General features: G+C 65.6%; 15 protein-coding genes and 1 pseudogene. 10 read left to right on the top strand and 6 right to left on the bottom strand.

Translation table 11 applies throughout. The features are described 5' to 3' along the window. Positions 1 to 294 precede the first annotated feature (294 nt). Both C8D87_RS40030 and C8D87_RS40035 read left to right on the top strand, forming a co-directional pair. Positions 295 to 1,170, top strand: a complete 876-nt coding sequence (locus C8D87_RS40030) for a hypothetical protein (RefSeq protein ID WP_112231408.1) — start codon at positions 295 to 297, stop codon at positions 1,168 to 1,170. Positions 1,171 to 1,283: 113 nt separating this feature from the next. Then, positions 1,284 to 1,778, top strand: coding sequence for a hypothetical protein (locus C8D87_RS40035; protein ID WP_146772012.1), 495 nt, complete (start codon positions 1,284 to 1,286; stop codon positions 1,776 to 1,778). A 70-nt stretch (positions 1,779 to 1,848) separates the two neighbouring features. Here C8D87_RS40035 and C8D87_RS40040 read toward each other — a convergent pair whose 3' ends face one another. Beyond that, complete coding sequence (locus tag C8D87_RS40040) at positions 1,849 to 3,036, bottom strand: hypothetical protein (RefSeq protein WP_215732621.1); 1,188 nt, start codon at positions 3,034 to 3,036, stop codon at positions 1,849 to 1,851. Between the two features lie 520 nt (positions 3,037 to 3,556). On the opposite strand from C8D87_RS40040, the pseudogene C8D87_RS40050 reads away from it, so the two are divergent. Continuing rightward, positions 3,557 to 4,096, top strand: a pseudogene (locus C8D87_RS40050) (sporulation protein); the annotation flags it as partial. A gap of 821 nt (positions 4,097 to 4,917) precedes the next feature. Next, positions 4,918 to 5,124 (top strand): sigma factor-like helix-turn-helix DNA-binding protein, encoded by a 207-nt coding sequence (locus tag C8D87_RS40055; protein ID WP_233442514.1) that lies wholly within the window; start codon positions 4,918 to 4,920, stop codon positions 5,122 to 5,124. 75 nt (positions 5,125 to 5,199) lie between these two features. On the opposite strand, the gene C8D87_RS40060 is transcribed toward C8D87_RS40055, so the two are convergent. Both C8D87_RS40060 and C8D87_RS40065 read right to left on the bottom strand, forming a co-directional pair. After that, positions 5,200 to 5,931 (bottom strand): ZIP family metal transporter, encoded by a 732-nt coding sequence (locus C8D87_RS40060; RefSeq protein WP_112231719.1) that lies wholly within the window; start codon positions 5,929 to 5,931, stop codon positions 5,200 to 5,202. A gap of 119 nt (positions 5,932 to 6,050) precedes the next feature. Then, positions 6,051 to 7,883, bottom strand: coding sequence for a hypothetical protein (locus C8D87_RS40065; protein ID WP_146772013.1), 1,833 nt, complete (start codon positions 7,881 to 7,883; stop codon positions 6,051 to 6,053). Positions 7,884 to 8,281: 398 nt separating this feature from the next. On the opposite strand from C8D87_RS40065, the gene C8D87_RS40070 reads away from it, so the two are divergent. Together C8D87_RS40070 and C8D87_RS40075 are read left to right on the top strand one after the other, a co-directional pair. Continuing rightward, the gene (locus C8D87_RS40070) at positions 8,282 to 8,809 is read left to right on the top strand and encodes a hypothetical protein (protein ID WP_146772014.1); all 528 of its coding nucleotides are present in this window, start codon (positions 8,282 to 8,284) and stop codon (positions 8,807 to 8,809) included. A gap of 148 nt (positions 8,810 to 8,957) precedes the next feature. Continuing rightward, positions 8,958 to 9,260, top strand: coding sequence for a hypothetical protein (locus tag C8D87_RS40075; protein WP_170166751.1), 303 nt, complete (start codon positions 8,958 to 8,960; stop codon positions 9,258 to 9,260). Positions 9,261 to 9,857: 597 nt separating this feature from the next. On the opposite strand, the gene C8D87_RS40080 is transcribed toward C8D87_RS40075, so the two are convergent. Together C8D87_RS40080 and C8D87_RS40085 are read right to left on the bottom strand one after the other, a co-directional pair. Then, positions 9,858 to 11,897 (bottom strand): VWA domain-containing protein, encoded by a 2,040-nt coding sequence (locus tag C8D87_RS40080; protein ID WP_170166752.1) that lies wholly within the window; start codon positions 11,895 to 11,897, stop codon positions 9,858 to 9,860. A 401-nt stretch (positions 11,898 to 12,298) separates the two neighbouring features. Next, on the bottom strand, positions 12,299 to 13,357 hold the full coding sequence (locus C8D87_RS40085; RefSeq protein WP_233442515.1) for a LysR family transcriptional regulator: 1,059 nt from the start codon (positions 13,355 to 13,357) through the stop codon (positions 12,299 to 12,301). Between the two features lie 231 nt (positions 13,358 to 13,588). On the opposite strand from C8D87_RS40085, the gene C8D87_RS40090 reads away from it, so the two are divergent. The 4 genes from C8D87_RS40090 (at position 13,589) to C8D87_RS40105 (ending at position 16,743) form a co-directional block, all read left to right on the top strand. Then, on the top strand, positions 13,589 to 14,710 hold the full coding sequence (locus C8D87_RS40090) for a radical SAM protein (protein WP_112231422.1): 1,122 nt from the start codon (positions 13,589 to 13,591) through the stop codon (positions 14,708 to 14,710). Then, on the top strand, positions 14,707 to 15,360 hold the full coding sequence (tmk, locus tag C8D87_RS40095; RefSeq protein ID WP_112231424.1) for a dTMP kinase: 654 nt from the start codon (positions 14,707 to 14,709) through the stop codon (positions 15,358 to 15,360). The genes C8D87_RS40090 and tmk overlap by 4 nt, the downstream gene beginning before the upstream one ends. Next, entirely contained in the window at positions 15,351 to 16,193 is an 843-nt protein-coding gene (locus C8D87_RS40100) for an endonuclease/exonuclease/phosphatase family protein (RefSeq protein ID WP_112231426.1), read from the top strand. The genes tmk and C8D87_RS40100 overlap by 10 nt, the downstream gene beginning before the upstream one ends. Before the next feature lie 61 nt (positions 16,194 to 16,254). Beyond that, positions 16,255 to 16,743, top strand: a complete 489-nt coding sequence (locus tag C8D87_RS40105) for an NUDIX hydrolase (protein WP_112231428.1) — start codon at positions 16,255 to 16,257, stop codon at positions 16,741 to 16,743. A gap of 175 nt (positions 16,744 to 16,918) precedes the next feature. Here C8D87_RS40105 and C8D87_RS40110 read toward each other — a convergent pair whose 3' ends face one another. Continuing rightward, entirely contained in the window at positions 16,919 to 17,101 is a 183-nt protein-coding gene (locus tag C8D87_RS40110; RefSeq protein ID WP_112231430.1) for a DUF397 domain-containing protein, read from the bottom strand. Positions 17,102 to 17,103 lie beyond the last annotated feature (2 nt).

Raw genomic sequence — 17,103 nt, forward strand, 5'->3', positions numbered from 1 at the left:
AACGCCTGCCACTGCTCATCAGTCAGCTCATGCCTGCGCACCACGGCACAAGATCAAAGCACGTCAGACGAACCAGCTTTGAGGACGGGCCCTAGCGCCGAGCCGCGGGGGAGCGCATCGTCAGCTTTCGCGCGCGGCCCGCGGTGAAGCTTCGCGACCATGGGGGCGATCCAGGCGGGATCGGAGTCGTATGCCACGTCGGACTCCGGCTCCTGGCGTGTTGCCTGCTCAACAGGAATTACCGACACTGGCCCGGGCTACAGGCTGGCTGGCGGGTCAAGACAGAATTGACGCATGGCCGGGTTCGACGTGATCTTCGAGTTCCGCTCACCGGACGAGCCTTTGGTGCAGGCGTGGATGGCTGCCGCTCGCCGCCGAGCCAAGCAGCTGGGCATCTGGCGCTTCAGGTCGGAGATCTCTACCGACAGCAGCACCTGCTATCTCGCACTCGATGGTCAGACCTACGGACTGGACATCTATCTGGATCGCCTGCGCCGAGATTTGCCAACGATTGGCGAGGCCACACCGTGTGCTCGAACTCCAGGCCATCGCCGTCGGCTTGCGATGGGACTAATCGACATCCTGACCCGAGCTCGTCTGGGGATGTACGACCGCTACGGGGAGGGGTGGCGGCCGACGCTGAGAGCACGCTCCGAACCCGCCTACCTTCGGCCGCACGAGCTCTACGCTGACAAGGCACCTCGTCTGCAAGCGCGCTTGGACGTCACGATGGGGTTGATGGCCGACTGGCACTTCGGAGAGGTTGCACCGGAGACACTTCTCGAAGAGCTCCACGCTGCGGTCGAACTGATCTTGGAGTCGACCGTCAACCGACGGTCCAAGCGCCTGAGCTTCGCGCAACTGGTTGAAAAGGCATACGAGGACGGCGTGCTGAACCCGCTCGCGCGGTATCCGGAGATGCAACGACTGCACGAGTCGTCCGAGTACTGGAGCGAGTACCGGGACAAGGCGCGAGAGCTGCTGCTGGCGCTCAAGGACACACGTAAGAACGTCCGCCATCGAGGAGCGGATGGTGCAAGGGCCTGGCTCAATGAGAACTTTTGGGGAATGGCGGAAGTGCTTGAAAGCCTTGCCCCCTTGGCGCTTGACCCAGATGAGGCACCAGACAACGCTCCACCGAGCATCACTTCGGTGAGACGGTTGTCGTAGGGGTCGGTGGCACGCAGACGGCGAACGTCCGCTCGGCGCGCAAGTCCACCTTCGTGAAGTTCTCCGCGAACTTGTGCGGTGCGTGCAACAACACCCGAAGCCAGCCCTTCGACATGGCGTACGACAGGTTCGCTTCGTATGTGTGGGAGCACCTGGACAGCCTGTGGAGGCGGCGCTACCTGGACCTGTCCAAGGTGTACGGCGCTCAGTGGGAGGACGGGGCGACGAATCTCGCCCGCTACGTCGCCAAGCACATGGGATGCCGCATGGCCCACGAGAACTATCGCGTTCCGACGGTGCTCAAGCCGTTCCTGGACGGTGGTTCGAAGGCGGACAGTGTGCACATGGTTCTGTACAAGCATCCCGCGCTGAGGGCACTCCGCCAGCTGGGTAAGCGCGACGGTGTCGACGCGACGGGACTGTGGATCGAGCCGGCCACAGGCACGGCCAGCCGAAGTCGAAACCGACTCACCAGGTACACCAGCGGACTCACGATCGGCACCATCGGCGTGATGTACGTCTGGGACGACGACGTCGTCGACACCGACCCGTTCTACGTGTACCGGCGCGCCCGGCTGCACCGCCGCGACGACCTCCCGTCGGCGTAGCACCGAGCTGCCGATCAACCGCCAGGCGTCTGCGAGGCGCGGTTTCGGGTGGCGACGAGGCTCCTGAAGATCACTTCACAGGAGTTGCGTGCGTGCGTGGGAACGGCTTACCGGACGGCCACTGCGCTGGAAGACCGATCACGGTGTGAGCTTTCGCCGCGGCGGGTTCGCGCTCGATCCGGCCGTCCACCATCCGCACCGAATCCCAGGTCGGGAGCACCGGCGTGCTGATCGAGTTCGGGCTCGCGCTGTGCCACAGAGTCGGGGTGTTGGTCGCCCACGTCCAGGGCGCAGGGTTATCGACGATGAGGACGCCGCTCACCCGCTCATGGCCGTGGTCGTGGTCGTGTGGAAGCGTCCAATAGCCGTCCCGCAACCGGCCATAGGTAGACGCCTTGCCTCGCTCGACATACTCCACAGTGGTTCCGTACAGCGCGGTCTCGACGTCCTCGTTGCGGGGGAAGAAGACTGCGAACCCGACCGCCACGACGAACGGCAAGTCGAGGTCGCCGTACCTGCTGCCCTTCTTCTTGACGGCGCTGTGCATCAAGTCGCTCTCACCGCCGAACCACGGCAACGCCGGGTAGAAGCCGATTGTCGACGCGGAGAGACCTCGGTTGCCGAGACTTCTGAGGATGGCCTGGAACGAGAAAGACCAGTCGCCCTCCTCCCAGGTGTGACTGAACTTCGCCGGGTTGTCCTGAGCGCCGTCAAACTCGTCCGGATCCAGGCCTTCGAGCCAACGCACCAGACCTGCCTTGAGCCGCTTCTCAGACGGTTTCGCCGTGCCGGTCTTGTTGATCGTGACGGCCAGGCTGAAGTTCGGGCTGGGGACCGCGTTGATCGCATCGAACAGTGACAGGGTCAACGTGCTGTAGGCGGTGCCTTTCAAGCGCTGCGCCGTCCAGATCGCCTCCAGGACGAACTGCCCTTCCGCATGACTCACAAGGAAGTCCGGGCGCTTGCCTCGGTCGCCGGCAGCTTGCTCGATCTCGACGGTGCAGCCGGAGCCGATCAGCATCTCGTGCAGGTACAACTCCCACAACGTCGAGCTGACGTTCGTGTCGGAGTTTCGGTCTCGAAGCCGACTGCGGAAGCCCGGCTGCACGTCCGCAGGAAGGTGCGACCACCACTCGTTGATCACCTCGCGCACCTGATCCCAGTACGGCCCGGCGACCCGGTCATAGAACTCGGCCCTGGATTCGCTCTCACGCTGGAAAGACGAGTCCGTCCGGCCTTGGTCCGCGTAGATCGCCATGAACTGATGTTAGGCGTGGGAGAAAATCGGGATCGATCGTGTCTTCGGCGAGGTATCGCTTCGATCCTCGCGCACTGCCCGGCCGGGATGATCGACGGACTTGGCCTGACACCGATCACCCCGCGGTCGCCAGCCACCCGCGAACAGCTCGATGAAGACCTGCGCGAGATCCGCGCTATCGGGCGCGCGATCGCTGAGAGCGATGCGCATCCGGACGCCTACGCATCGCCCCCTACCTCACCGGTGACAAGATGGCGGGATCGCTCACCATCACCATCCCGCGGTTCCGATCGGCAGAGGTCAATGTGCCCGCACTCCCTGGACCGACTTGATCAGGCTCGTTGGTGTGTCAGGCGTTTCGGTCAGCTTGTGATTGAGTCTCATCGGCGCCGGGGTCGGTGTTCTTCTGGGTGTGGAGCACGTCTGGTTCGAGGTAGATGACACGTGCGATCGGGACGGCGGTCCGCACTCGTTGTTCGGCGGCGTCGATCGCCGTCGCGATGTCGGCTCCGGTGGCCGATTCGGGCAGCTCGGCTTCTCGTTCCGCGGCGCGGACGTCGAGGCCGGCCGCATCCACGGCGTGCACCAGGAGCTCGGCTTCTACCAGGAGATCGAGTTCTTCCCGCCCGCCCAGTACGCGGGCAGGATCAGCCAGGTCGAACTGACCTTCGTCGCCAGCCCGCACGAGCTCTACGTGGTGCTCGAGGCCGACAAGCGCGGCGGCATGTTCTCCTCCGGCGGCGATGCGTTCGGCCACTTCCGGGTGTCGCACCAGGAAGCTCAAGCCACCGACTGGGCCTCGGCGATCAACGGCTGGCTCGCCCAGATCGCCGAGCGCGGCCACGCCAACCCGGCCTTCGGCGGCCAGCCCGCGTACGGCCAGCCCATGCACGGTCATCATGGCTACGACCAGCACAGGCATCACGGTCACCGCAGCGGTCCGGGCATCGGCGGCATGGTTGCCGCAGGCGCGGCAGGCGTCGTCGGCGGCATGATCATTGGCGAAGTCGTGGAAGACGTCTTCGAGGACGACGGTGGCGACTTCGCGTTCGAAGAGTGACGTCCTGTTGATCACCTGAAAGCCGACGCGGCAGCAGGTAGCCACTCCCAAAGCACGGCCCGCCGCGCCACCCTCGGAAACCTCAAGCGTCTCCCGAATGAGCTGTGCGGACGGTTACACCGTCCCTGACCTTGGTACATGAGGCTGTTGCTGTGGTTCATGCTGGCGTGCATGTGCGCGCTCAGCTGTGACCACTTGCTCGCCGTCGTCACAGCAACGTTGCTCGTCGCGTGCGCGACTGATTGCGCTACTGAGGGCTTCCAGTGCGCCCACAGCGGCATCGGGACGTCATCATCTCGAGCCACAGCCGCCGGAACTTGAACGCATTCAGAGGCTTGCGACCAAGTAGTACAGCGCCGTGAGCGTGAGTGCGACGGCGATGACGATCGCCGTCGCTCTTATCCACCGCTGGCTCACGTCCGCCTCCGTCTTCAGTCGTGGTCGGGCCTGCTCATCAGGTGATGATCGCCGCGTTGACCGACTCGAACAAGTGCCTGTGCTCTGGGTTCTTCCTGCGAACGGATCGCGCCGCCAGGACAGGCTTAGGCCGAGAGCGAGGTTCCAGGCGGTGCTCTCGTTGAACAGGTGGCTGCTGTCGACACCGGTGGTGTGGGAGCCGTGCGTGGACGTGCCGGTGCCCAGTACCTGGGCGAGACCGAGGGGGCAGCTGGGCGATCGCGACACCGCCCAGCAACGTCCGGGGCAGCCAGCCTCGGGGCGAGGTCGGGGTGCCGCGTCGAGGATGGCCGCGGTCAGATCCGGCACCGGGCCGGTCGCGTTGTTCGCGGTGCAACGTCGAACCCGGATTTGCCGAGAGCGTTGTGCTCAACGAGATGGTCTGCTCGTTCGACCACGAGCGGCGCACGGCGTTCGTCCTCACTCAGTCGCTCGGTCTGTCCTACGCCGACGCCGCCCAGGTGCGCGACTGCCCGGTCGGTGCCATCCGGTCACGCGTGGCGCGAGCGCGCGAGGACCTGGTGGCCATGGTGCGCGATGGCACGCAGTCGGGCGGGTTTCCTAGTCGGTGAGGGCGGACAGCGCCTGACGGCACTGGTCCGCACAACGCCGGGCCGCCTTCGAGCTGTGCGCTGCTCCTGGAATGGTCAGCCGGCAAGGATGAACGACAAGAAGAAGCCCCCCGCTGTGGCGAACGCGTTGAGCGGCCGGCCGTGCTCGAACGCCTCGGGCATCAGTGTGTCGGCCAGCGACGCGATCACCGCCCCACCGGCGAAGGACAGCGCCACAGCCAGTACGGCATCGCTCAGCCCGCCCGCGACCAGCCTGCCGAGCACCACCGCACCTGCCAGCAGCAGCGCACACGTCGCCCACGTCGTGATCACGGTTCGCCTGCTTTGCCCCGACTCGCGCATCGCGACGGCGCCGACCAGCGACTCCGGAAGATTGGAGAAGAAGATCGCCACGAGCAAGGTCAACGACACCCCGCTGGCCAAGGACACCCCGAGTGCGAGGTTCTCCGGTATCCCGTCCAGGGTCACCGCGGCAAGCAGCGCGAAGCCGACGCCGCCGCGTGCACCGGCCTTCGCCACCTCCCGCTGCTCGGGCCCGGGGTGGCCGGCGATATAGCGGTCCAGAGCGGAGTCCACCAACACGAACGTGGCCGCCCCTGCCAGCAGACCAAGCCCGGACCGCACCGCGCCGCCGAGGTGAAACGCCTCCTCGAACAGCTCGAAGGCCAGGGCTGAGATCAGTGCCCCACTGGCGAAGGCCAGTAGCACTCCGGTAAGCCATCGCGGCGGCCGCCACAGCGAGCCGGCGATGGAGCCGACCACCAGCGCGCTTGATGCGGCCAGGCCGTACAGCACCGCGGTCAGCATGCCGATCATTCTGACGTCAACGGGTCACCCGCGCCAGCCGACGTAGGCACAACAGCAGAGGCTCGCAGGCACCAAGCGGCACGGCAAGATCAGCGAGCACGATATCTCTCTTAAGCCGATCAGGACGTGGTGCCACGCCGACCGCGGATGCCGCGGTCGAAGATCATGTGAATGGGGATCACGGTGCCGTCGTCGTTGAACCGGCCAAGAGCCCATCCGCACAACCGCGCGGTGGCCTCGTCTTGGTGGTCGTTCACGGCATGCTGGAGCATCTCCCGCGAGCTCTTGTCGTCGTCCCGCGCGGTGACCGCGACGGTGTACGCGGCCGCTCGGCCGATGCGGGTCAACGACTCGTTGGTGCTGCTGAGTTCCAACAACTCGCGCAACATCGGGTCGAGGTGACGCCGAAGGCGGCGAGCGTCGGCCTCGCTGCCCACGGTGCCGTAGCAGTCGCCCACTGCGAAGAGCGCAGCGTGCATTTCTGCCGCGAGCGAGAGGGGCAGGTGCGGCGACTCGCGCAAGGCGAGGTCGACTTTCTTCTTGGCGCGTTCGCAGGCCTCGCGCATCACCCGCTCGACGTCGCGCGAACGTTCCTGCAGGAAGCTCAGAGCGAACAGAGCACGACACCGCAGCCAGGTGCGCGACTCCTCGTGCCGGAGCACGTGCTCAAGCGCCGGAACCAGCGGTGCGGTCCAGCTGCCTGAGGCCAAGGTGTCGACGGCATGGCGGCGGTGCACGCCCGCGTTCTGCAGCAAGGCGTGCCGGAACAGTTCCTGGGTCGCTGTGCGAATGTTCTCCGGCAGGGTCACCCGTTGCTCGATGATCACCTGGGCGGCTTCGTCCACGATCCGGAGTGCGGGGTCTCCGGTCTTGGGCCAGTTGTTGTCGCACACCGCGATGTTCCGGTCGAGGATGTGTTCCAGCGTGTCCGCAACCCAGCGCAATCCGCTGCCATGGTCGGTATCCGTCGCCTCGGCGCGGAATTTCTCGATGACCCCGCGCAGGTAGACCTCCGTCGCTTTGCGGTGCAGTTCGTTCTCCTGTGCACAGGCGCGCTCCCACAGCCCGGTGGCGGCGGTGCCGCGTTCACGTACCGAAGCCTTCGTGTTGTCGATACGGCGACGTAGAGCGTCGGCCGCCCAGTCTTCCTCGCCAGGTGGTGACCAGGACTCGGGGATGGCGATGGCCAGCTCGAGGTCCAGGCACCGTGCGGGGAACAGGCTGTCGATCCGCCGGTCCTCCGCAGCTTTGAGCTGGTCTTGCACCCACGGCCTGATCGAGTTCTCAGCCGCCGGGTCGGTCTCATTGAGCTTCACCACCGCCGTCACCGCCCGCCACACGCGGAACCCCAGCGGGTTCGCCTCCAGCGCTTCCTCCAGCTGCCCGTCGACCATCTCGAACGCGCTGGGCACCCCTGCCAGCGAACCCAGCAACAGCAGCGCTTCGACGTTGTGCGGAGTGGGTGGTGCCGCCCCGATGAGGATGAGACGGGCGATGATGTCGTGCAGCACGTCCCTGTTGCGGTCCAGCACGTGACGCGCGTTGTCGCGGACGGCGAGCATCTTCTGCACGATCTTCGCCGCAGCATTCAGAACGTCGACCTCGTCGCGCAGTTCGCGGCGGGTTATCTCCCTGCCCCATGCGGCCGGCAGTACCGGGATCAACGCCTCGGTCGGGCCTTTCCGTCGCAACCGGACGGCAAGCGCGGTCAGTCCACCGGTGCGGCCGAGGTCGGGGAGGAGGGAGAGGATGACGTTGTCGAGCAACGCGAGCAGGTTGTCCTTCGGGTCCTTCAGAGCCCTGTTGAGGCCGCCCTTCTTGTTGTACATCGGCATGTTGGCGGCGACACGCTGCTGCCGGTATCCAGTTGCCTCCTTTACCGCTTCCAACTGCGCAATCGCCGCGTAGCGGAGCAGTTGACGGGGGTCGTCGACGCCTGTGATGCGAACCACCTCTTGCATCAGACGATGCAACGTGATGGTCGGCACGCGGGTCAATCAACCGTTTGAGTGCAACAGATCGATTAATTGCCGCAGGTAGAAGCGTTGCAGGGAACGACGTCGGATTTGAGTTGATGTCACAACACCTGGTGGTTGTCGCAGGAGCGCAGAAATGGGCACTCCACTGCGCGAATTAGGTTGCGCTCAGCTGTCGCCAGAGGAAGGTGAACATCACCCGAAAGAGCTTCATGATGCTTCTGAGCTGCGAATACACATGAACGACTAGGGAAAAACCTGCGTAACGTTGGAGCTTGAAATAAGTCAGGGCCGAACCGTTGCACCGGTCGGCCCTGATCGTTCACCGACTTCGTGCCCGGGAGCTCCGAATGTCGACACCTGAGGGTAGCCAAATGAACGTGCCACGTCACGAGTTCAGTGTCTTGCAGACCTGGGTTGCCACCTCGGGATGTTGGACGGCGGCAAGTGTGCTGCTGCCGGACGAGCGACTGGCGGTGTACGCCGCGCCGGTGCTCGGCGTGCTGCTCGTCGTCGCCACGATGCTTGCGCATCGCAGGCTGAACGTGCCGGAGAGGCAGCGGCCGACGCTGCTCACGTTCGTCAGCACCTTCCCCACGTTGTTCGGTCTGGCGGCGGCCGCCGTCGCCACCCACGGGGCGGTCTCGCAGGGCATGCCGCTGGAGGCCGTTGTCAGCTCGCTGCTCGACCTGTACGCGGACAAGCTGCTGATCATCAAGCTGTTCCTCGCGGCCTACCTGGCGGAGCAGAGCATTCCACTGCTCAAGCTGCTGGGACGCAAGGTGAAGCGCTGGTTCATTGCGGCCGGACGCTGCTGGCTTCGCGCCCTCAAACCGGAACTTGAGGATCTCGTGGATGCCCTGAACGAGGGCGACCAGCCGCCGGGATCAAAGAAGCGGTAGCTGCGGCCAGGAGGCGAGCTGCGTGCAGCTGGAACCAGTCGAGTGGCCCGACCCCGCGTTCGAGCGCAGGGTCGGGCCACTCGACCTTGCGGCTAGCCACGCCCTGTACGAGCTGTTCTACCGCCTGTGCGTCGAAGGTGGCGTCGACTTGGGCATCGGAACGATCGCTGCCCGCGGATGCTGGTGGACCTGGCTCGCCACCACACCCAGCGATCCACACGTTGCCGAAGTCGTCGCCCGCCTTGCGTTGCGCACGCTGACACCGGCCGAGGAGGAGCATGCCGTTGTTGCGGTCATGCGGGAGATGACCAGCTCCCACATAGAACACGTGGCTGGCGTTGTGGTCGCGCGCCGCTACGGCTTGCGGTATGCGGTGCCGCTGGAGAGGTTCTACGTTCTCGGCACGATGATCTCCTGCGCGATAGATGTGTTGGAACGGCAAGGACATTGAGGACGTTGGCCAGCTTCTCCCCTTGTGCTGCTGTGCGGCGGCGCCGCTTGACGAGGTCGTCATAACCAGCGGATCTGGGGTCGCATTGGCCAGCTTCCGGTTGCGCTACAAGACTCTCGATGGCGCATCGAAGGATTGATCTTTGATGGCGGCGGTTACAGCGGCCTGGGCTCTTACTCATCAGCTTGAAGTGGCCGTAAGCTTGGATCGTTCGGCGCACTCCCGCGTCACTGAACTCCGGAAACGTGGTGCCTTGGGGACATCGCCTTAGCTCTCAAGCGCGAGTAGGTACTTGGTCACGAAACCTAAGCACTCAGGGGCTCGACCGGAGGTAGGACGCCGATGCTCCGCCGACCTTTGGAAGCACGACTTCCGCAGTCAGTGAAGCTCCGTTCAGGTCCATTGAGGACTGTTCTGGCACATTCAGGGCGCCGTGCTGCTCTCCGTTTGCTCTCAGAGCGTGCCCCGCAGCCGCAGGCCGCGGCGTAGACGATCAAGCTTCCGGCTGGTGCAACATCCGTTGCCATCGGATTCTCACCGCTTCGGGGCACGCTTGAGTGGGCAGGCGATGAGTTTGAATCGCCTGCCCACTCAGGATCAGTCCGTGGTGCTGTGCCGCCTGCGACGCCTCGTCGTCACGAACAACAAGACACCGCAGCCAAGCAGAACGGAGCCGAGGCCGATCATCGCGCCGAGCCCAGCGATTCCGGTCAAGGCGAGACCGCCGGTCGCCGGGGGATTCGGTGCCGGTGCCGGGGTGGAGGACGGCCCCGGCGTCGGTGACTGGGGAGTGCTCGGCCCCATGCTCGGAGCCGGTTCGCCGTAGTGCAGCGACTCCAGGGCACGGACATCGATGTCCACCAGGGCCTCGGACGAACGGCCGCGGCTGTCGGTCACGACCAGTCGTGCTTTCACGCCACCGGTCGCCGTGTAGGTGTGCGCCACGGTCGCGTCAGAGCCGGTCAGATCGATCGTGCCGTCGGTGTCGAAGTCGAACGCGAAGGTGGCGTCGCCGACATAGCTGGAAGCGAGGCCGCTGAGCGTTGTCTTGTTGCCGGCGAGCACGGTGCCCGCCGCCTTGAGCCGCGCTGTCGGCGCGGTGCTCGCGTCCTCGACTGCACGCACGACGCTCTTGGTCACCTCGTCCGGAGAACCGATCGGGAACGTGGAGCCACCGGTGGCGGTCGTGATCGGAACCATCTGCGCGCTGAGCTCGTCGTTGGCGGACAACGCGTAAATGGGCACCGCGGGAATCTTCTCACCGGGTGTGGCGGCGATCTTGGCCTCAGGAACGGCGGTCTGCGTCTCCTCCTCACGTTCCTGGGCGGGAGCGTCGGGTTCGGCAGCAGTGCGTGCGACAGCGGTACCGACGGTTGGCGGCAGGGCTGGCATCGGAGCGACGCCCTTGGCGATGTCGGTCACCGCCGCGGCGGTCAGTCCTGTCACCGGCTCGGGGTCGTGTGCGCGAGCGTCGCCGAGCACGATGAGCGCACGCGTGGCGGATCGGTTCCAGTCCGCGCCGAGTGCCGTGACGAGCCCGGTGTAGACGGCCTCAGGCGTGTCACCGCCGCCGGCCGCGCCAAGACCACGCAGACCGGACTCGAAGGCGGCGAAGTCCTCCGTCAACGGCACGACGGTGCGCGCCACATAGCTGTCGCCGTGGTCTCGGTACTCGACCAACCCGACCCTGGCCTTCGAGCTCACCGCGTGCAGCGCGTCGGCGGTGCTCTTGGCGCTCGCGACTGCGGCGGTGAGATAGGGCGACATGGATCCGGTCGTGTCGATCGCGAACATCAGGTCCGCGGGTCCGGTGCCGGAACCGTCCGGGGGTGCAGGAGTGGTCTCCGCGGCCTCGGCCATGCCACGCAGTTGGCCGGCGAGTTCGCCGAGCTCCGCGTCCGTGCCGCCGTAGTTGCTGTGCGGTCCGAAGTCCGCCGGGGGCCACCAGAACCTGAGGGTGATGTCGCAAACTGGGTCGTTGTCGTGGCAGAACAGGAAAGTCGGCACCAACAGGTCGTAGAACGAGTCGCTACTCGCCGTGCCGTCGTCCTTCTCAATCAGCTTCCGGTATATCCCGGTGCCGTTCGCGCCACCGCCGGTGACACCACGGGCGTTGGCCTTCTGCGCGGGATCTCCCAACCCGAAGACCCCGGCGATCCAGCTCTCCGGAACGTCCTGGGCGACCTCGCGCGCGGCGATGACACCCTGCGAATACCCGGCGAGAATGAATCGCGTCCCGGTCGACTCGCATTCCTTGTGACGCTTCTGCAGGTATCCGCTGCCGAACAGGCGACCGTACTCGATCGAGTCGAAGAGGTCCTGGTCCTTTTCGTTGTACTCCTCGGCCGGAATGGCGGGGTAGGGCACGCCGTAGACCTTGACGTCGGCCAAGGTGTAGCCGGTCGCCGATGGGAGTGTGCGAGCCTTGTCGATGATCTTTTGCAGCGTCGGGCCGGAAAGTCCGTTCGACCGGTCTCCGTCGTCGACGCTGTTCTCACCGCTGCCGCGGAACGTTACGACCTCGACTTTCCCGCATGCAGTGGACTGCGCCTGAGCCGTCGGTGCGCTCACAGCGGCAGGTGCCAGTGCGAGGAAAGCGACCAGCAGGGCGGAAGCGAGCCGATTCGGTCCGGTCATCGAAGATCTTCGTCTGGGCGGCGTCATGCACGGCACATAGCTCGCGTGGCGCCGGTTGTTACAAGTCCGCCATTCGCATCTTCGATGCTGGTTCTATTCCACGTCGACTGGCGCCTCTGACGTGCTGACACACCTGCGCCTGGACCTCGGAGAACTGCAATTCGACCTCCACGCCGTCCCGGAACCAGAATCATCCCGCTGAAGAGAGTCGAGATCTTTCCGCTCGGCAGCAACGCACGGGTCATCAACTGCTGCACGACGACCTCGCCCGTGCCGCCACGCAGGGACTCGGACAGCGTGTCGTCGGCGTACAAGGCTGAACAGCCGGAATGACAGCTGCGCTGTAGTCCCGTTGACCGGCCTCGCACATGCGTTCGGTTGAGCGTGTGCGGCGGTTGCCGTTAACCCGGCAGAGCGGCAGGAACTGATCTCGTCGGGCTCGCTGCCTCGAACGCATCCCACAACAGGTTGAGCGGATGGTCTGCGGCGTAGCGGTCACGCTCGCCGCGGCGGGCGAAGATTCCGGTGACGATTTCAAGTGCGGGCTTGTAGTCGTTGGCGAGGTCGATCTTGCGTAGGGCGCGGCCGGGCAGGCGTCCTTCCAGGACGGCGTCGGCGACTCGTTCCGTGGTGAGCATGCATCCGTGCATCAGCTCGGTGTTGAGCAGGTTGAGGCCGTAGTTGAGTGAGTCGATGTCGGCAATGACGTCGAGCGTGCCGCGGTAGTCGGGGCCGTACCAGCGGCCGAGGAACTGGGCGAGCAGGCCGGCGGTCGGTGCGAGCAGCGGCAGGCTAGGCAGCTTGGCTGAGGTCACCGGGGTGTCCGGCAGTTCGCGGGTGGTGAGGTTGGTGAGCAGTGCAACGCGTTCGCGATGCCATTCCAGGAAGTCGTAGTCGAGTTCGGGCGGCCGGCCTGGCTGGGCGGCGAAACTGCCGCAGACCATGTCGACCTTTTTGGCGTCGAGTTTGCGCCATAGGTCGCGGGTGCGGACGTGCTCGATGTTGAGGTGGATGTCGCGACGCTCGAAGTCCTCACGCAGCGACGGCCAGACGGCGCCAAGGAACTCGACGGTGAACTCGGTGGTGCCGAAGGTGACGGTGGAGCCGAGTCGTCGCCGGCTGCGGTGCAGGCTGTCGGTCCACGAGCCCAAGGTCTGGATTGCCAGCGCGACGACCTCCTCGCCGGACGGGGTGAAGAGGAAGTCCTTGCCTCGTCCCTGTTTTAGTACCAGCGCCTCGCCGACGAGGCGGGTTGCGACCCGGTTGAGGTTGTCGAGCTGCTTCTGCACGCTGGACTGTTCACGGCCCAAGACGCGAGCCGCGCGCTGTGCGGTGCCCGCAGTGTGCACGACGGCGAGGGTGCGGAGCTGATCGAGGCTGACGTCGAGCATCTCCGGCGGGCAGCCCAGCAGGGTCGCCAGCAGTTCCTCCGCGTCAACCTCGTCTGCGATGCCGGGCACCGTCGCCTCCTAGTTCCAGCTTGTCGGCGGACACACCCTGACATGCGAGTTGTTCGCGTGGACAGTTGGGTTGTCGATGATCGCAGTTGTACCCGTACTGTCCGAAAGATGTCCACTCGGACATCTAAAGTCGCGCTACTGTACTTCCGAACATCTAGTCGGGGTGCTCGATCCGGCACTCGATCATCGGCGGCATCGGCGTCCTGCCTGTCGCGGACGGGGAGGCTCACGATGACCAGTGCTCGCAGCATCGCCGAAGAGGCGCTCGCAACCTCTTGCTACTTCCGGACCACAGTGGACACTCCATATCGCAAAGCTCTCGTGCAGATCAACGAGGACTGCAACCTGCGCTGCGCCCACTGCTTCGTGTCGGCCACCCGCATCGGTAGGCAGATGCCTCTGGCTGACATCGTCGGCAAGGTGATCCCGCGGCTGAGCGAGGCACGAGTTCGGCGGATCACCATCACCGGCGGCGAGCCCACGATCCACCCCGACTTCATGGCCATCGTGCGCGCCTTCCTCACGGCCGACATGGACGTCGGAATCTGCACGAACGCCACCAACTTGAGCGACCAGCAGATCGACGAACTTTCGAGTCTCGGCGTGCACTGCAACGTGTCGCTCGACGGTTTCGCCGCAGACTCGCACGGCAAGTTCCGCGGCGACCGGGTGAGTTTCGACGTCACGGTCGCCACGGTGAGGAAACTCGGCGCCGCCGGGATCTTGCAGGGCTTGTTGTGCACACCGAACTCGTTGGCGCAGAACGAGGAGTACGTCGAGCTGTGCACGTTCGCCCGTGATCACGGGGCGCGCTACGTGTTGCTCAACCCGCTGGGCAGCATGGGACGCGGAGTCAAGTCGCAGGGCCGGCTCGCGAAGACCACCCTGCACATGCAGGAGATCCACGCGTTGACCGCGCCCTTCGACGGGCCGGACCTCGACATCGCCCACATCCGCTTCCCCAACACCGTCGGCAAGCCGTTGTCCGGCTGCGAAGCGGGAACGATCATCTACGTGTTCACACCCGGCGATGTCACCGTCTGCCCGTACTTGGTGTTCGCCGCCCGCACGCCGGCATCCCAGCACGCCGACACCGAGTTCATCGTCGGGAACATCTTCACCGACACGGACATCGCGCAACGTCTGGACGACTACCGGTTCCACGACCGCTACCAAGTCGGCACCAACAGCACCTGCGGGTCCTGCTCGATGAGCACGGAATGTGGCAAGGGCTGCCCCGCCGCCGTGGTCGCGTCCGGCGGGCGGATCGGCGATGTCGACGCCGAGCAGTGCCCGATCACGACCGATCATGCCGCTGGAGAACGTCGGCTGCTGCCGCTGATGCCCGTATGACCGTCGTCTTCGACGAACCCCGACGTCTGCCGGGCACGCTGATCACGTTGGACGGCCCTGGCGGCGTCGGCAAGTCGACCGCGGCGAAGCTGGTCGCCGACACGTTGATCGCGGCGGGCGTGCCGGTGCTCGCGACAGCCCAGCCGTCCCGAGCGCCGCTGGGCGAGCTGGCACGGCACGGCACCGACACCTACAAAGGCATGGCCCTGGCGTGCCTGTGCGCAGCCGACCGACACCACCAGCTCGACGCCGAGATCAAACCCGCACTGCGCGAAGGCCAAGTGGTCATCTGCGACCGCTACGTTGCGTCCTCGCTCGTACTGCAGGGCCTTGATGGCCTGTCGGCCGAGACGGTGTGGCAGCTCAACCACGGCGTCTACCGACCAGACCTCTCTGTCATCCTCAACGGCGACCCCGCCGTAATCGACCACCGACTCCGCACACGCGGCGGGCACAGCCGTTTCGAACGCGCCGAGGACAACAGTGACATGGAGTCTGGGCTCTACGTCCACGTCGTGGCGGACCTGCAGAGCAAGGGTTGGCCGGTGGAAACGCTGGACTGCACCACCGACGACGACGCCACGAACGCCGCCGGGATCGTGTCGCTGATCCACCGAGTACTCGAGGAGAAGACGCCGGTATGCCACTGAGCCTGCTCACCGTCAACGTCGGCGCACCGTCGATCGACCGCGCTCGCCGGCAGCTGCGATGGCTCGCCGCTCGCCCGGAGCAAGTCCTGGTGCTGACCGAAACCAAGGCCACGGCGGGCAGCATGTTCCTGGCCGAGGCCTTCACGTCCGCCGGATACTCGGTCACCTACCCCGAGCACGCGCCGGGCGAGCTCGGCGTGATGATCGTCAGCAAGCTCGCCGCCACGATGGACCCCCTCGGCGCCGCCTTGGATTACCTGCATGCACGTGCTGCCGGCGTCGTGGTCGACACCGATGAAGGACCGCTTCGCGTTGTGGGCGTTTACGTGCCGTCCCGCGACTCCACCCTGGAGAAGACCGAGCGGAAGAAGACGTGGCTCGTCCGGTTTTCCGACGCCCTGAAGCGGACGGCTTCCGACGAGTCGTTGGTGGTGCTCGGCGACCTGAACGTGCTCGAGCCCAGCCACCAGCCCGCCCACCGCGGCCAGTTCGCCCAGTTCGAGTACGACTTCTACACCGGCTTGACCGAGCTGCACGATCTCACCGACCTGTTCCGGCACCTGCACCCCGAACTGGTCGAACACAGCTGGGCCCGCCGCCCAGAACTCGGCTACCGCTACGACCATGCCCACGGCTCACCGGCGGTCGTCCAGCGGCTCATGGCCTGCAAATACGTGCACGAGACCAGGGAACTCTCGCCGGACGGCTCGCGGCTCACCGATCATTCGGGACTCGCCGTCCGGTTGTCGCTAACCGCAAACCGGACGCTGCTAACGTCGGACCCCACCACGGCGGTCAACGCGCAAAACGAGCCGGAGCCGACTCTGTTCTGAACTCCGGCATCACTCGCGCAGGCTGCCGCCCAGTCCGCCGACCGCGAGGAACGCCCGCCGGATGTCCACCACCCTCACCCCACGCATCGGCGCTCGGGTGCTGCTGCTCGACGCCCACGACCGCGTGCTGCTCATCCACGCCTGCGATCCGCACGACCGCGGCCACGACTGGTGGGAGTTGCCCGGCGGAGGTTTGGACGAGGACGAGGAGCCGGTCGACGGCGCTCGCCGCGAAGTAGCGGAGGAGACCGGAATCGTTCTTCCCTCGCTGGGCCGCAAGCTGTGGATCCGGGAATCCCGCTTCCACTACAAGGGGCGCGACCATCACCGCATCGATCACGTCTTTCTGGCTCGTGCCACGGACACAGCTCCGAAGGTCGCGCTCAAGCCCACTGAGAACGAGAAGGCTGGGCTGATCGAACGGCGCTGGTGGTCAGCCGCCGAACTCCATCAGACGACGGCCAAACTCCTTCCCGCCAGTCTCCCCAGGTTGGTCGAGGACCTTCTGGCAGGCACGTTGAGCACGACGCCGCTCAACCTCTTCGATTGACCACACCGGTTCGCTGAGTCTGCTGGCGGTAGGTGCACGTGGTCGGCGCGACATCGCGTGTTGCGCTGGACACTCTGATCCAGGACGTGCTTGCCCGCGTCGGAAACCTCAAGCGGCGGTAGAAGCGGCAGCGGTCCCCTGCGGCGCCTGCCCGCCGGGGACCGCTGCGGTGAGCTCAGGAGCTGAAGGCGCCTGCCTTCACGGCTGCGATGAACCGAGGTAGGTCAACCTTGATCGCCGCCGTCGGGTTCTTGCTGTCGCGGGCTGCGCCGTGAGGTGCGAGCTCGACGCACTGGCCGTTGTTGTCACCGCTGCTGTAGCTGGACTTGCGCCATCGGGCGCGGGTGAGGTCGTGCATGC

Source organism: Lentzea atacamensis (assembly GCF_003269295.1).
In the GTDB taxonomy this organism is placed as follows: Bacteria; Actinomycetota; Actinomycetes; order Mycobacteriales; family Pseudonocardiaceae; genus Lentzea; species Lentzea atacamensis.

What these genes read in the sequence shown, in the direction of transcription:
- C8D87_RS40030 (WP_112231408.1), top strand. Translation starts at nt 295, where the DNA reads ATGGCCGGGTTCGACGTGATCTTCGAGTTCCGCTCACCGGACGAGCCT.
- C8D87_RS40035 (WP_146772012.1), top strand. Translation starts at nt 1,284, where the DNA reads ATGGCGTACGACAGGTTCGCTTCGTATGTGTGGGAGCACCTGGACAGC.
- C8D87_RS40040 (WP_215732621.1), bottom strand. Translation starts at nt 3,036, where the DNA reads ATGGCGATCTACGCGGACCAAGGCCGGACGGACTCGTCTTTCCAGCGT.
- C8D87_RS40060 (WP_112231719.1), bottom strand. Translation starts at nt 5,931, where the DNA reads ATGCTGACCGCGGTGCTGTACGGCCTGGCCGCATCAAGCGCGCTGGTG.
- C8D87_RS40070 (WP_146772014.1), top strand. Translation starts at nt 8,282, where the DNA reads ATGAACGTGCCACGTCACGAGTTCAGTGTCTTGCAGACCTGGGTTGCC.
- C8D87_RS40080 (WP_170166752.1), bottom strand. Translation starts at nt 11,897, where the DNA reads ATGACCGGACCGAATCGGCTCGCTTCCGCCCTGCTGGTCGCTTTCCTC.
- C8D87_RS40090 (WP_112231422.1), top strand. Translation starts at nt 13,589, where the DNA reads ATGACCAGTGCTCGCAGCATCGCCGAAGAGGCGCTCGCAACCTCTTGC.
- tmk (WP_112231424.1), top strand. Translation starts at nt 14,707, where the DNA reads ATGACCGTCGTCTTCGACGAACCCCGACGTCTGCCGGGCACGCTGATC.
- C8D87_RS40100 (WP_112231426.1), top strand. Translation starts at nt 15,351, where the DNA reads ATGCCACTGAGCCTGCTCACCGTCAACGTCGGCGCACCGTCGATCGAC.
- C8D87_RS40105 (WP_112231428.1), top strand. Translation starts at nt 16,255, where the DNA reads ATGTCCACCACCCTCACCCCACGCATCGGCGCTCGGGTGCTGCTGCTC.
- C8D87_RS40110 (WP_112231430.1), bottom strand. Translation starts at nt 17,101, where the DNA reads ATGCACGACCTCACCCGCGCCCGATGGCGCAAGTCCAGCTACAGCAGC.